The organism is Pedobacter borealis DSM 19626 (genome assembly GCF_000708285.2).
Lineage (GTDB): Bacteria > Bacteroidota > Bacteroidia > Sphingobacteriales > Sphingobacteriaceae > Pedobacter > Pedobacter borealis.
On record NZ_JAUG01000014.1, the window covers coordinates 1 to 13,582 of the forward strand.

The 13,582-nt window shown below is 36.7% G+C and carries 15 protein-coding genes; 9 read left to right on the forward strand and 6 right to left on the reverse strand.

Features of this window, described 5'->3' with window-relative positions:
• Positions 1–89: 89 nt before the first annotated feature.
• The gene (locus AW17_RS05880; RefSeq protein WP_209444206.1) at positions 90–551 is read right to left on the reverse strand and encodes a hypothetical protein; all 462 of its coding nucleotides are present in this window, start codon (positions 549–551) and stop codon (positions 90–92) included.
• A gap of 328 nt (positions 552–879) precedes the next feature.
• On the opposite strand from AW17_RS05880, the gene AW17_RS05885 reads away from it, so the two are divergent.
• Positions 880–2,082 carry a DUF763 domain-containing protein gene (locus AW17_RS05885; protein ID WP_029275199.1) on the forward strand — a complete coding sequence of 401 codons (1,203 nt, stop codon included), beginning with the start codon at positions 880–882 and terminating at the stop codon, positions 2,080–2,082.
• A 183-nt stretch (positions 2,083–2,265) separates the two neighbouring features.
• Here the strand turns inward: AW17_RS05885 and AW17_RS05890 are convergent, their stop codons facing one another.
• Positions 2,266–3,561, reverse strand: a complete 1,296-nt coding sequence (locus AW17_RS05890; RefSeq protein WP_029275200.1) for a DEAD/DEAH box helicase — start codon at positions 3,559–3,561, stop codon at positions 2,266–2,268.
• A 348-nt stretch (positions 3,562–3,909) separates the two neighbouring features.
• Here AW17_RS05890 and AW17_RS24085 point away from each other — a divergent pair, with 348 nt between their 5' ends.
• The 4 genes from AW17_RS24085 to AW17_RS05905 all read left to right on the forward strand — a co-directional run bounded on the left by AW17_RS24085 (position 3,910) and on the right by AW17_RS05905 (position 6,326).
• Positions 3,910–4,071: a hypothetical protein gene (locus AW17_RS24085; RefSeq protein WP_157280218.1), complete on the forward strand. Its 162-nt coding sequence runs from the start codon at positions 3,910–3,912 to the stop codon at positions 4,069–4,071.
• Positions 4,072–4,691: 620 nt separating this feature from the next.
• Positions 4,692–5,714, forward strand: coding sequence for a S66 peptidase family protein (locus tag AW17_RS05895; protein WP_029275201.1), 1,023 nt, complete (start codon positions 4,692–4,694; stop codon positions 5,712–5,714).
• Positions 5,715–5,787: 73 nt separating this feature from the next.
• Entirely contained in the window at positions 5,788–6,063 is a 276-nt protein-coding gene (locus tag AW17_RS05900) for a DUF2683 family protein (protein WP_157280219.1), read from the forward strand.
• On the forward strand, positions 6,045–6,326 hold the full coding sequence (locus AW17_RS05905; protein ID WP_029275203.1) for a Txe/YoeB family addiction module toxin: 282 nt from the start codon (positions 6,045–6,047) through the stop codon (positions 6,324–6,326). The genes AW17_RS05900 and AW17_RS05905 overlap by 19 nt, the downstream gene beginning before the upstream one ends.
• Before the next feature lies 1 nt (position 6,327).
• Here the strand turns inward: AW17_RS05905 and AW17_RS05910 are convergent, their stop codons facing one another.
• Positions 6,328–7,644 (reverse strand): hypothetical protein, encoded by a 1,317-nt coding sequence (locus AW17_RS05910; RefSeq protein WP_029275204.1) that lies wholly within the window; start codon positions 7,642–7,644, stop codon positions 6,328–6,330.
• Between the two features lie 389 nt (positions 7,645–8,033).
• Positions 8,034–8,468 carry an Hsp20/alpha crystallin family protein gene (locus tag AW17_RS05915; protein WP_029275205.1) on the reverse strand — a complete coding sequence of 145 codons (435 nt, stop codon included), beginning with the start codon at positions 8,466–8,468 and terminating at the stop codon, positions 8,034–8,036.
• A gap of 78 nt (positions 8,469–8,546) precedes the next feature.
• Here AW17_RS05915 and AW17_RS05920 point away from each other — a divergent pair, with 78 nt between their 5' ends.
• Positions 8,547–9,041 carry an acyl-CoA thioesterase gene (locus tag AW17_RS05920; protein WP_029275206.1) on the forward strand — a complete coding sequence of 165 codons (495 nt, stop codon included), beginning with the start codon at positions 8,547–8,549 and terminating at the stop codon, positions 9,039–9,041.
• Positions 9,042–9,183: 142 nt separating this feature from the next.
• On the opposite strand, the gene AW17_RS05925 is transcribed toward AW17_RS05920, so the two are convergent.
• Positions 9,184–10,599: an FAD-binding oxidoreductase gene (locus AW17_RS05925; RefSeq protein WP_029275207.1), complete on the reverse strand. Its 1,416-nt coding sequence runs from the start codon at positions 10,597–10,599 to the stop codon at positions 9,184–9,186.
• 1 nt (position 10,600) lies between these two features.
• Positions 10,601–10,969, reverse strand: coding sequence for a dihydroneopterin aldolase (gene folB / locus AW17_RS05930; protein WP_029275208.1), 369 nt, complete (start codon positions 10,967–10,969; stop codon positions 10,601–10,603).
• A gap of 113 nt (positions 10,970–11,082) precedes the next feature.
• Here folB and AW17_RS05935 point away from each other — a divergent pair, with 113 nt between their 5' ends.
• From AW17_RS05935 to AW17_RS05945, 3 genes are all read left to right on the forward strand, one after another.
• A complete protein-coding gene (locus AW17_RS05935; protein WP_029275209.1) occupies positions 11,083–12,273 on the forward strand; it encodes an acyl-CoA dehydrogenase family protein in 1,191 nt (396 codons plus the stop codon).
• 74 nt (positions 12,274–12,347) lie between these two features.
• Positions 12,348–12,725, forward strand: a complete 378-nt coding sequence (locus tag AW17_RS05940; protein WP_029275210.1) for an SRPBCC domain-containing protein — start codon at positions 12,348–12,350, stop codon at positions 12,723–12,725.
• Between the two features lie 37 nt (positions 12,726–12,762).
• Positions 12,763–13,578, forward strand: coding sequence for a hypothetical protein (locus tag AW17_RS05945; protein ID WP_029275211.1), 816 nt, complete (start codon positions 12,763–12,765; stop codon positions 13,576–13,578).
• Positions 13,579–13,582 lie beyond the last annotated feature (4 nt).

The window sequence follows — 13,582 nt, forward strand, 5'->3', positions numbered from 1 at the left end:
CATACCAAATGATAAAGCAACAAACTCTTATTATGGCTCTTGTGGATATGATCGCTCATGAAACGAAAATAACGCTTTTTGTGTTAAATCTACCTTTTTTGAAAACTCTTCGTTTTCAAACTTTCCGCTGAGACCACCGAAGCAGAGCTTCGGGGTATTAGTTGAATAAAAGCTTTTTCTGCTTCGAAAGTAGCCTTATTGTGTTTAATTACAGATTCTAGCAAATTCTCCCAAAGTTCCTCGCTATCGCCCAAATTTATGTAATGAAAATCTTGTTGGTTATAGTATTCGAGCGCCTTTAAATAATTCTTTTCAGCTAAAGTAAAATCATCAGCATAATCGCGTGCGCCCTTATGCTGGTCAGATAAAACGATAAATTTATCAGTATTGGCAACATCAAAAATAAGTCCACGTTTACCGGGTGTTGTGTTGATGGTTTTGTACAATTTATTTAAAGCCGCATGGATACGTTTACGGTTGGGCCTTGAACCAAATTTATTCGACATGCGAATAATCCAGGCACTAAGTAAACGTTGTAAGAGTTTTCGCATGTATAAAATGAGCCTTCGCTAGTATTATTGTTTCTCAAAATAACAAAAAATATCGTGAATCGTTTTGTTTCATCATGCCTGTCATTCTGAATGAAATGAAGAATCTGCCTCTTATGAGCATAGAATCCAAAACTTTTACTATTTTATCTCACATCATTTATAAGCACTGATTCCTATCGAAAAGTAGTTACGACATTCCTGCTCAACTTATCACCTGCTTAAAACCCCTCAGTCATTTCTGCTATTTACTTAAAGATTCTTCATTGCATTCAGAATGACAAGTTGAGGTTTTTGCTTTTTCGTAAGTAATTTACTAATTTTGTTAGTATTGAAAAGATCAGGAAGCGCAGATTTACCCCTACATTATGGCCATGTACCACCATGGCTGGCGCAGCGTATGGCAACACTTGGACTGGCTATAACCGAAGCGATACTATTAGAATATGGTAAAGCAGAAGTAATACGCCGTTTAAGCAATCCTTTTTGGTTTCAGAGTTTAGGTGCTGTAATGGGTATGGACTGGCATTCGTCTGGAATTACGACATCAGTAATGGGCGCTTTAAAGAAATCGATTAATCCCTTATCGAAAGAGTTGGGCATTTACATTTGCGGAGGCAAAGGAAAACACAGCAGAGAAACGCCAAATGAACTTTTAAAAATTGCCGACAAAACGGGTTTAAATGGAACAGCGTTGGTTAGGGCCAGTAAACTCAGTGCAAAAGTAGACAATACAGCCATTCAAGACGGTTTTCAATTGTATCTTCATAGTTTTATTTTAAGCAGCGAAGGCGATTGGGCAGTGGTGCAACAAGGCATGAGCGATAGTAGCTCGACAGCAAGAAGGTACCACTGGCATTCTGAAAACTTAAAATCTTTTGTCGAAGAACCACATACCGGCATCTGTGGTATTAATCAAGGGAAGATCTTAAATCTAACGGCCAATGATGCTGATCAAACGAGGCAGAGTATGATGGGCATTACAGCTGAATCACCAGTGAGAATGCTTAATGAAATACAAAAACTGGTATTGCCCCATCATCATGACGTAAAATCAAAAGATGTAGATTTAAAACGTTTAGGAAGTATTTTATGGCTTGCACAGGAAAAGCAGCCGAGAGATTTTGAGGAATTATTATTACTCGAAGGCATGGGGCCAAGAACCTTACAATCAATGGCTTTAGTGAGTGAGGTGATTTATGGTACACCTTCGCGATTTAGCGACCCTGCCCGTTATTCTTTTGCACATGGGGGCAAAGATGGGCATCCCTTCCCTGTTCCGGTAAATGTTTATGATGAGACCATAAGTGTTTTGCAGAAAGCAATTGAAAAAGCGAAGATTGGAAATACTGATAAACAACAAGCCATTAAATCATTGCATCAAATTGCACAAAATGCAGAAAAAGACTTTGTTCCAAATATGGATTTTGAAAAGGTAATTCAAAAAGAACGTGCCGAAAGCTGGAAATACGGCGGCAGGACAGTCTTTGGAAAAGAAAAGCAACCAAAGAACGAACAGTTGAAGTTGTTTTAAATCGGATTTGTTTTGCCACGGAAATATGGCACGCACGGATCTATTTCCAGATTACAGAATGATGTAACTTATAGGTGCAACCTGAAAATAAATCTCAGGTTGGAAAATGCACATTTTCTTTTAAGTTGTACCTATACGGCTTTTATTAGCAGATCTGATATAAAAGGCATACCATATGTTTTATTAAGATAATCCTTTCTTATTCTTATAGGTCATTTTGGCTTTTGTGCCTGCACTATAATTGTAATTTTTTAAGTTACTGGCCTTCTTTTCGTGAAAAGCTGCACCACGGTCGGCATCCTCATCTTCTTCAGTTTTCTTTTTCTTTGGTTTAGCGGCTGCATCAACTACTTTCAAATCTTCTGGTAATTCCATTACCTCTAGTTTCTGCCCAATGGCCTGTTCAATTTTTTTCACCTCAATCAATTCGATATCGGTAGAAAAAGTAATTGCGACAACATCTTCATCACCATGTTTAACAATGCGCTGAATTAACGTTTCTTTCTGCTCTGGCAATTCAAAATGCAGGATAAAAGGAATTCCCTCAATATTAAGTTCGCCTAAATTCTCATTGGCAACAATTAAAACTCTTGCATCAGGGTTATCTTTAAAGTCTTCAATATCGTCATAACCTTTATCATCAAAAAACAGCGAGCGATAGATACTGATCTCGCCTTCTTTATGCTGATTAAAGTTTTTATAAACTGTTTGTGCGGTTAAACGTGTATTTACAAAAACCACAACTTTATCAAAAACCTCGGTATCGTTTAATAATAAGGTTAACAGGTTAAGCTTTGTTCTGAAATTAGGCACCTGATAAAGCATCTGCTGATAAACTTCTGCCTGCTTTTCGCCTATTTCATCTACCTCAATGGTTGTGGTAGAATCTTTCATGAAAGGAGAAATCATCAGATTTAACTTCTCATGTATTACTTCGGTAAACACCACATGTTGAGATTTATAAGCACTGTTGGCCAATTCTACAACGGGTAACTGCAGGCCTTTTTTAACAATAAGCTCTGCATTATCTACAATAAACAACTGTATTTTATTAGTATTTAGTGCTAATTTTAAATATAAAGCACGAGCCCGATCGGGTACAGCAACAATAATATCGCAACCATCCGTTATTTCGTTCATCTGTGTATCAACAGCGCCACGGCTATCAATTCCCAAAATCCTGAAGGTATTGTTGCGGTTCAATAATTTAAATTGCTCCAGAACATGGTCAACATGTTCTGCATCAGGCACTAAAATTAAAGCCCTTGGTGCTTCCTCAAAAGCGTATTTCAACTTCATTAAAGTAGCTAAAACATAAGTTGTTGTTTTTCCCGAACCCTCTGGTCCCACCGCTATAACATCTTGTCCACCTAAAATGCGCGACATTGTTCTGGCTTGGATTTCTTTTGGAGTTAAAAATCCTGCATCAGTCATGGCCGCTACAAGTGGTTTGCTAAGTTTTAATTTATCTAAAGACACAGTTACTATTTTAATGTTTGAACTGCAAATATCCTTAAAATAATTAGCTTTTCTGAAATTGAATTTAATGGCTTGGAAATGAATGTTGCAAGTTCATGCCTACTATAGTGCTACTACTTACTATTAACTGAAGAAAATTGGGTCTGTTTTTATCCAGTTTATTTAATTCAGGGCAGTACCGCCAATAAAACAGCGGCTCTTATAAAAATTATTTAACTGAAAATTAAACAGTTATAATATTTTCCAAAATAATAACTACTAAATCTATAGATATTATATACTTATTTCTATATTTGCTCAACATTAATCATTAACAAAAATATGTTGAACAATTAAAACACTAAAATCATGTCGATTTATTTTCAATACCCAGCTATAGATGAATATCCGAAACTGATTTATCCGTTACAAAAAGAAACAGATGAACCAGTGCTTGCAAAGGATGAAGATAGTTTAAATAAAGAACAGATTTTAGAACTAAGAGATTATTTGGCATTAAAGCAATTATAAAACAGGGCCAGTTGACCGATTGGAAGGTTGGAGTTTCATAAACTCTCTACAATGGTTCGAATCCATTACTAGGCCGCAAAGTGTATCTCATAGCACTTTACCCTGATTCTGCTCAATCAGGCAAGATTTGGTTATCTTATATTTGTTTTGTTGTTAGCAAAGGCTATCCGCGATGGGTAGCCTTTACCTTTTTACGTAGATGTGTCATCCTTAGCACAGCGATGAATCTCGATTAAATATCCGACCTTGATTATTAGAAGCGCAGTTTCAGTGCTCATCGTACAGCGCTGCTCCTGCTGTGCACTCCAATCTTTTCGGAAAGCATCCATTAATACAATATAACGGATCCAAAAAGTATTTCCGTTTCCATCAGGGCTATTTAACGGATACGGTAATTTAAAATTTAATTCGTAGTCGAATATGATATGATTTATTTTTTTTAAAAAATCTCAAAACTTTTTATTTCATTCTGGGTTATTTATATAATTCACATTATACTAATCTTTTACAGATTAATTTGTTTGGTTTAAAAAAGGGATTTATGGATATAAATCCCTTTTCTTTTATGCGAATATTTTAAATCCTATATTAGCCCAATCAACATCACATCCATATTTTAGATGAACAGAAAACATTTCCTTTCTTCATTTATTGCGACTGCAACTGTACTTCCAGCATTTAAAACACTCGCCAATACCGTTGAAAACGAAAGTTCATCATTTAAGATCCCTCCTTATTTAAAACCAGGCGATACCATCGGGATTACGAGCCCTGCGGGATATATTACACAAGAACAGATCCAGCCTTCAGTTTTACAGATGCAAAGCTGGGGATTTACCATAAAAGTTGGTAATACTATTGGCAAACGCGATTTTACCTACGGTGGAACAGATGAGGAGAGACTAGCTGATTTTCAGCAAATGCTAGATGATCCAGCAATTAAAGCGATTATGTGTGCCCGTGGTGGTTATGGTTTTGTACGGATAATCGATAAACTCGATTTCTCTTTGTTCAAAAGAAATCCAAAATGGATTATTGGCTTTAGTGATATTACCGTTTTGCATTGCCATTTGGCCAAAAATTATGGCATTGCCTCTATCCACTCCAAAATGTGCAATAGTTTTCCTGATGACTGGAGTAAAGCCGAAGCCATACAGATTGAAACGATTTTTTCTATTAAAAACGCTTTAATTGGTGAGCAAATGGGTTATACTGCCCCTATCAATGTTAATAACAAACAAGGAAAAGTTGATGGCATTTTAGTGGGCGGAAACCTGAGTATTATCGAAACTTTGGCAGGTAGCGATTCGGATTTAGATACAAAAGGTAAAATCCTTTTTATTGAAGATACTGGCGAATACCTTTATCGTATTGATAGAATGTTGTGGAACCTAAAACGCAGCGGCAAACTTAAAAAACTTAAGGGATTAATAGTTGGTGGCTTTAAAGTTAAACCTGATGATGTTGGCGAAGAATTCGGCAAAACCATCTATGATATTGTTTTGGAAAAAGTAAAGGAATACAATTACCCTGTAGCTTTCGATTTCCCTGTAGGGCACCAACGAAATAATTTTGCGTTGATATGTGGTGTAAACCATACCTTAATTGTTAACGAAACCGGCTCGGTATTACGAACGGTTTAACATCCACCATTATTCTATATGCGATCGTCACCCTGAATTTATTTTAGGTCTTTATTGCAGGAAAGATGCTGAAATGAAATCAGAACTTATGATACAACCTCATCAAATATTTTGTATTTTTGATTATACAATAATTGTCATGACCATAATCGCACATCCTAAAAATAAAAAACAAGAGGCAGCAATTGAAGCTGTTTTAAAAGCTTTAGATGTTTCTTTTCAAAAAGAAGAGGAAAGTCCTTACAATCCAGAATTTGTCGCAAAAGTAAAAGCAAGAGCTGCTAGTGCTGAAAAAGGTAATGTAACGAGAATTAAAGACCCTAATAATATATGGGAAAGTATTTTATAGAAGTTGAAAAGCTTGCAAAAAAAGACCTAGAAGCACATTATAAATCTGGAGATAAATCTTCAATTAAGCGGATAAACCAGATTTTCTTAGAACTGTCAGAGCATCCAGAGACAGGAATTGGTAAACCTGAAAAATTAAAGTTCGACTTATCAGGTTATTGGTCAAGACAGATAAACCGGAAAGATAGACTAATATATAAAATAGAAGAAAGCATCGTCACCGTTACTATAGTTTCAGCACTTGGGCATTACGGCGATAAATAAATTATACCGTCTTCACCTCATCCTCACTGTAATCCTTGATATCAGTAATATATCCATTTATTAAAAGGAAATCGAATAAAGGTTTTGCCTCTGGCGTAACTGGCATATTTTCCGTGGTAATTACCTGATTGGTCTTTTTGTCTAGGAAAGGATAAGCAAATAACCGCACGTTGGTGTTAAACATGTCGTTCACATAGCTTAATAACTGACCTGAATAATTTTCTCCGCTAAAATTTTTAGAATTGAATACAAATTTTAAGTTGTTGATGTTTGTTGCCAAGCCAACACTTTTAGGTTTGCACCTGGCCAAATATTTCGCCAGACGGTTGTGGCGGGTAAAGTTAGATACGATCACGATGTTACCCGTATCGCACATTTCCTGTGCTCTTTTAGCCACTGTTTCCAGGTCGATGTCATCAGGAGTTTCTTGTCCATCCGTTAAAACGTTGGTTAACAAAACCTCAATCATTACCGCTAAGTTTCCTTCTTCTACCTTGTTTGTACGTTTAAACTGATCGGTAGCTTTATTAAACAGGTTAAAGTTAGGCAGTGATTTCTGACCATATTTGGTCCTTAAAATCATAATATCCTTTTTATACAAAAGATCTTTGGCCTGACGGGGATGTGTATCTGCATCGAAAATTGCTGCTGCCGAGAAATCCTTCATAATCATATAAAGATTAAGCAGGATATTATCTACACCTGGAAAAGCCGGCCCTTTTACCGAAATCAAGTCGATTTCTACAGACCCGATGGTTAAGTTATCAGCTAAAGACTCTACCATCAATTTTGGATCCTGATAATGGTAAAATGCTGCATAAAGTAGGTTAACACCAATTATCCCTAAAACACGCTGTTGCATGTTTACATCTGTATCCAGCAAACGTACGTGGAAAAATATTTCGTTTGGTAAACCACCTGGCTCGCTCTGGAAACGAATACCAACCCAGCCATGAGGCTCGTTGGTACGTTTATAATTCAGGGTAGTAACGGTATCAGAGAAGGCGAAAAACGTGCGGCTTTCGTATTTTTCGCCAGATAAACGCTCATTAAGTAAACCGAATTCGTGATCGAGCATCTGCAAGAGGCGGTTCTGACTTACATAACGGCCATTGGTTTCTGCGCCATAAATAGCGTCGCTAAAAGTCATGTCGTAAGCCGACATCGTTTTGGCAACTGTTCCAGATGCTGCGCCAGCGTTAAAAAAGTTTCTCGAAACTTCCTGTCCCGCTCCTATCTCGGCGAAGGTGCCGTAAATTCGCGGGTCAAGGTTTATTTTAAGTGCTTTACGCTTTGTATCCAGAATTTCTCTCTCCATGCCGCAAAAGTACGAAAAATGAGATTAAGGTGATTTTAAGAATGTAACTTAAAATCAATCTAAATACCACAATTAAAGTGCGTCACCCTGAATTCAGTTCAGGGTCTATTTTGCAGAAAAGATGCTGACCACGTAGTAGCTACAAGGCCATTGAAAACACTATATCTACTTGTAAAATAAATCCGATAGCTATCGGATCAGCATGACGACTGAGCAAAAAAAATAAGGTTAATGCCATCCAGCATTAACCTTATAAAACCTAAACTTAAACTATTATGAAACCTGCATCAGTAATCAATCACAATACCTCAAACTCAGCTGATGCAAGATTCACAACCTTTGAAAAAAACTAAACTATTATGAAAAATCCGCTCTCGAGAATATCTTTATTACGATACTACAATTTCTTTATGCTGTAATTTAGCATCGTCTTTTTTACTAATATTGATCGATAAAATACCGTCTTTGTATTCGGCAGTAATATTATCACCATCGGCACTATCAGGTAAATTAAATGATCTAGCAAATGAGCTATAATCAAATTCTTTACGTGTAAAATCTTTAGCTATCTGGGTTTCGTCTTTTTTAACTTCTGCCCAAACAGAAAGGGTATCTTTTTTTAAATTGATCTGAAAATCTTCTTTCTTTAAACCTGGAGCAGCCAACTCAATTACATAGGCAGTTTCATTTTCGTAAATATTCACATTTGGTGATTTATCAACCATTTTGTTTTTAGTTACTGCATCACTAAACAATGAATCAAAAACATTGTTAAAGTAAGGAGCTGTGTTACGGGTTCTGTTGTTAAAATTTACTAGTGTCATATCGCTTATTCTTTATTTTTTTTAATTTTTAAAATTGATAATACACCATATTCAACTTACATACCAAAGCAAAAATTTATGATATTCAAGACATTTTGGCAAAATAAATTCAAATCAAAAGACAAATTGGCAGAAATAAGGGATTTTTCAGACAAATTCAACTACAAAACCAATATCCATTTGCGCTTTATTGATTTCGATATGATGGGTCATGTAAACAATTCCATTTACTTTACCTATTTAGAAATTGCCAGAACAAAGTATTGGGAAGAAATTATAAAATGGGATTGGAAGAAAACCGGAATCGTAATTGCCCACGCAGAACTGGATTATATTTTACCTATCGTAATGAATGATAAAATCGCTATTCATGTAAAAACATCGAGGATTGGCACTACAAGTTTCGACCTGGACTACCAGATCGTTAAGATAAAAGGAACAGAAGAGATCATCTGCGGTAAAGGAAAAACGGTTTGCATTGCGGTTGATTATGCCACGAGTAAACCAATTGCTATCCCAGAAGAGGAAAAGCAAAAAATGCTGGGTTTTGAACAGTTAGCCCCAAACCCCTAAAGGGGCTTTTGATTTCCCATAAGTAAGTAACGTCTGAAGGATAAAATAGAACCTGAACTCAAATGTTTATGAGCTTGCATCTTAGAAACTACTTCACTTTATATTTATCAACTTGCCTTTTCGCCTCCCCTATAATTCCCCTTTAGGGGTTAGGGGTATCAGGCATAATCTTGCCAGGATTTAATATTCCCTTTGGATCGAAAACTTTTTTAATACCCCGCATTAAATTAAGATTAATTTCAGAATACTTGATCGGCATAAACTCTTTCTGCACCAAACCAATTCCATGTTCACCAGATAATGTGCCACCTAAAGCAGCTGTTAATTCGAATATTTCGGCAATACCAAATTTGAGTTTGTTTTTCCAGTCTTCATCGCTCATTCCAGCTTTAATGATGTTTACGTGCAGATTTCCATCACCGGCATGACCATAACAAACACTTTCGAAGCCGTATTTAGTACCAATTTCTTTGATACCATTGATTAATTTAGGTAAAGCCGCACGCGGAACAACGGTATCTTCTTCTTTGTATACGGAATTGGATTTTACTGATTCGGCCATCGTTCTTCTCATCCGCCACAGTTCTTCTTTTTGAGAAGCAGTATCTGCAAACAAAACTTCCGTACAGTGATGCTCTTCTAAAACAACATTGGTTTTCTCGCAGTTTTTAAAAATATCATCCAAATCATCTCCATCAAACTCAATCATCAATAACGCAGCAACATCATCTTTTAAATCAAACTTAATATCATCAAATTTAATTACCCATTCCACCCCTTTTCGCTCCATAAACTCTAAAGCCGATGGCGTTACCCCTGCCCTAAAAATTGCAGAAACCGCTGCGCATGCATCTTCATTCGTGCTAAAAGAGCCCATCATTAAAACCGATTGACTAGGTTTAGGCAATAATTTGGTAACGATTTTGGTTACCACGGCCAAGGTACCTTCCGAACCGATCATCAGCTGGGTTAAATTATAACCTGATGCATATTTCAAAGTATTTGCACCTGTCCAAATGATATCACCATTAGGCAAAACCACTTCGAGATTGAGAATGTATTCACGTATCGTTCCATACTTCACTACTCTTGGTCCACCAGAACCATGAGCTACGTTGCCACCAATAAAGCAAGATCCCTTACTACTTGGATCAACGGGGTAAAGAAGTCCTTTTTCGGCCACAGCATTGATGAATTCTTCGGTAATTACCCCGGGTTCAACAGTTGCCTGTAGGTTTTCAGTATCAATATCTAAGATAGCTTTAAACTTTTCCATTGATAAAGAAACACCACCATAAATCGGCAGAGCGGCACCGCTTAAACCCGTACCACCACCCCGCGGCGTTACCGGAACATGATGAGCATTACAGATCTTAAGTAAAGCGGAGACTTCTTCTGGAGAAGTTGGTTTCACCACAATTTCGGGCTGATAGCGCAAGTCTTCCGTTTCATCGTGACTGTAATTATCTAAACTTTCTACATCAGTAAAAATTTTATCTGCTCCTATTGCAGCCTTAATTTCTGCTAAAATTTCGGGATTTATCTTTGTAAAATTCATTTTATTTTGCTGATGTATAAGATAATTTAACAAAAGAATGCCCAATTTGACCGGGCATAGGTGGATTTAGTTTTTTCATACTCACGTTAACCATTTCAACAAAAGGATACAATTCTACAACTTTCGAAATGATATTCTTCAAAACCGTTTCTAAAAGCTTTTGTGTGTGTTTCATTTCTTCCATGATGATGTGATTCAAGTCCTCATAATTAACCGTCTGTGCCAGTTCATCATCAAAACCCTGCGGCGTAAATTCTGTTACTAAATCTACAACAAAATGATTTCCAATAAGTTGCTCTTCTGGGTAATAACCATGTAGGGCAAAGCATTTAACATCTTTTAAGGCTACGGTTTGTTTAAAATGGCTCATGTATGTTCTGTAAGCTGCAAAATTAAATTTTTATTCATGAATATAATGCCCATTGCCGTAAATTGTTACCTTTGAAATGAACGCGATTTCTTAACCAGATAACACGAAATTACATGAGCAAGTCAGCAAAAAAGGACCTGTACGAGGCACCGGACTATTATTTATTGGACGAATTGTTAACCGATGAACATAAATTAATTCGTGCAACGGCCAGAGATTGGGTAAAAAAAGAAGTAAGTCCGATTATTGAAGATTATGCGCAAAAAGCAGAATTTCCAAAACACCTAATTAAAGGTTTGGCTGATATTGGTGCTTTCGGGCCAACTATCCCGGTTGAATATGGTGGTGCAGGTTTAGATTATACCGCTTATGGAATTTTGATGCAGGAAATTGAACGCGGTGATTCTGGTATCCGTTCTACAGCCTCTGTGCAGGGTTCGTTGGTGATGTATCCTATTTATGCTTATGGTACTGAAGAACAACGTAAAAAATACCTACCAAAACTGGCGAGTGGCGAAATGATGGGCTGTTTTGGATTAACAGAACCTGATCACGGCTCTAACCCGGGCGGAATGGTAACCAATATCAAAGACGCAGGAAGCCACTACATTTTAAATGGTGCCAAAATGTGGATCAGTAATGCACCTTTTGCCGATATTGCAGTGGTTTGGGCGAAAGACGAATCTGGAAAAATAAGAGGATTAGTCGTGGAACGCGGAATGGAAGGATTTTCTACCCCTGAAACACATAACAAATGGAGTTTACGTGCTTCAGCAACCGGTGAATTGGTTTTCGATAACGTTAAAGTGCCAAAAGAAAATATTTTTCCTGAAATCAGCGGATTAAAAGGTCCATTGGGTTGTTTAAACCAAGCACGTTATGGCATTGCCTGGGGCGCTTTGGGTGCAGCGATGGACTGTTATGATACCGCTTTACGCTATTCGAAAGAGCGTGTACAGTTTGGAAAACCCATTGGTGGTTTCCAGTTACAACAAAAGAAACTTGCCGAAATGGTGACTGAAATTACCAAAGGGCAGCTGTTGGTTTGGCGTTTGGGCGTATTAAAAAGTGAAAACAGGGCTTCTGCAGAACAAATATCGATGGCCAAAAGAAACAGTGTAGAAATTGCATTGGACATAGCCCGTAATGCCCGCCAAATGCTTGGCGGAATGGGAATTACCGGTGAATATTCGATTATGCGCCACATGATGAACTTAGAATCGGTAGTAACCTACGAGGGTACACATGATATACATTTACTGATCACCGGAATGGATGTAACCGGATTAAACGCATTTAAATAATTGAAATCGTTTTTTTTGTTAATCTTTACCCAATCTTAATTTTACATTACCACATTAACTTCGCACTTAACACAATGGATTTAAAAAAATACACCTATATACCTGCCCCACCTGAAGAAGTTTATTTAGCCCTTACCAAAGAAACCAGCATAAAATTATGGACTGGTGCAGATGTTGAATTTGAAGAAGTACCGGGGACAGAATTTTCTTTTTGGGATGGAGATATTACGGGCAAAAACATTGAGTTTGTTTACGGTAAACAGATTGTTCAACAATGGTATTTTGGAGAAGAAAATGAACCTTCTATTGTAACCATCAAACTTCACGAAGATAAAAAAGGAACTTCATTGGAATTTAAACAAACCAATATCCCTGATGAAGATTATAAAGATTTTACCGAAGGTATTCAAGAATATTTCCTGGGAGGTTTGGTAGATTTCTTTGACGAATAAATTAACTTAAAAAAAATGAAAACTAAATTAAAAAAAAATGAAAACTAAAATTAATACTCTCTTTTCTTTTTTGCTTGTGGTTATTTTAACCAGCTCCTGCAGAACGTATCTTACACCTGCCTTGCCGGGAAATAACATGGGCTATCTGCCTCGTCCGATGGAAGTTGATAGTGTTAAATCTTTAACACATGTATCAGCCAGTTATGCCGGGGCGTCTTCTCCAGAAAATGGTAGCGTTTCATTTGAATTGGGTATGTTGAATATCAACCGTGCCCATACGTTTAAAGGATTTAACATTGCATACGGTGTTTTTGGTTATTTAGGGAGCGCAGAAAATACCTACCAAGATAATACTAACAATACCAAAGCAGATTATCCGCCTTCTTTTAACAAAAACATGTATGGCTTTGGCTTGAGAACTTCTATAGGCTTGCATAGCATGTCTGCTAATGGAAATACAGATTTTAGATTTATAAATTGGGAAAACGCTTTAAGCACCGAAAGCGGCGCTTACGCTGATTTTAGGGAAGAAGTTTATAATGGTAAAGTTTACAATTATACAGGTGTTTCAAATAGGAAAAGATTTTGGACCACAGGTTTATCGACAGAAGTGATCTTTAGAGGAAAACGTAATCATGATATTAAACATGCTTTTAGGCTTTTCATCGGTGGAACACCAGGACTAGCTAACAGTTTTAAATACGGGGATTTCGCAGATATTGATAAAATAATTAAAAGTTCTGGAGCATGGAATCTTAGCTACTTTTTAAACATAAAAAAAATCACACTTTCATTTGAAATAGCCGAAAATATAAATTTAGCAAGTAAGATTTCTTTGGGTTATAAATTCTAATAAA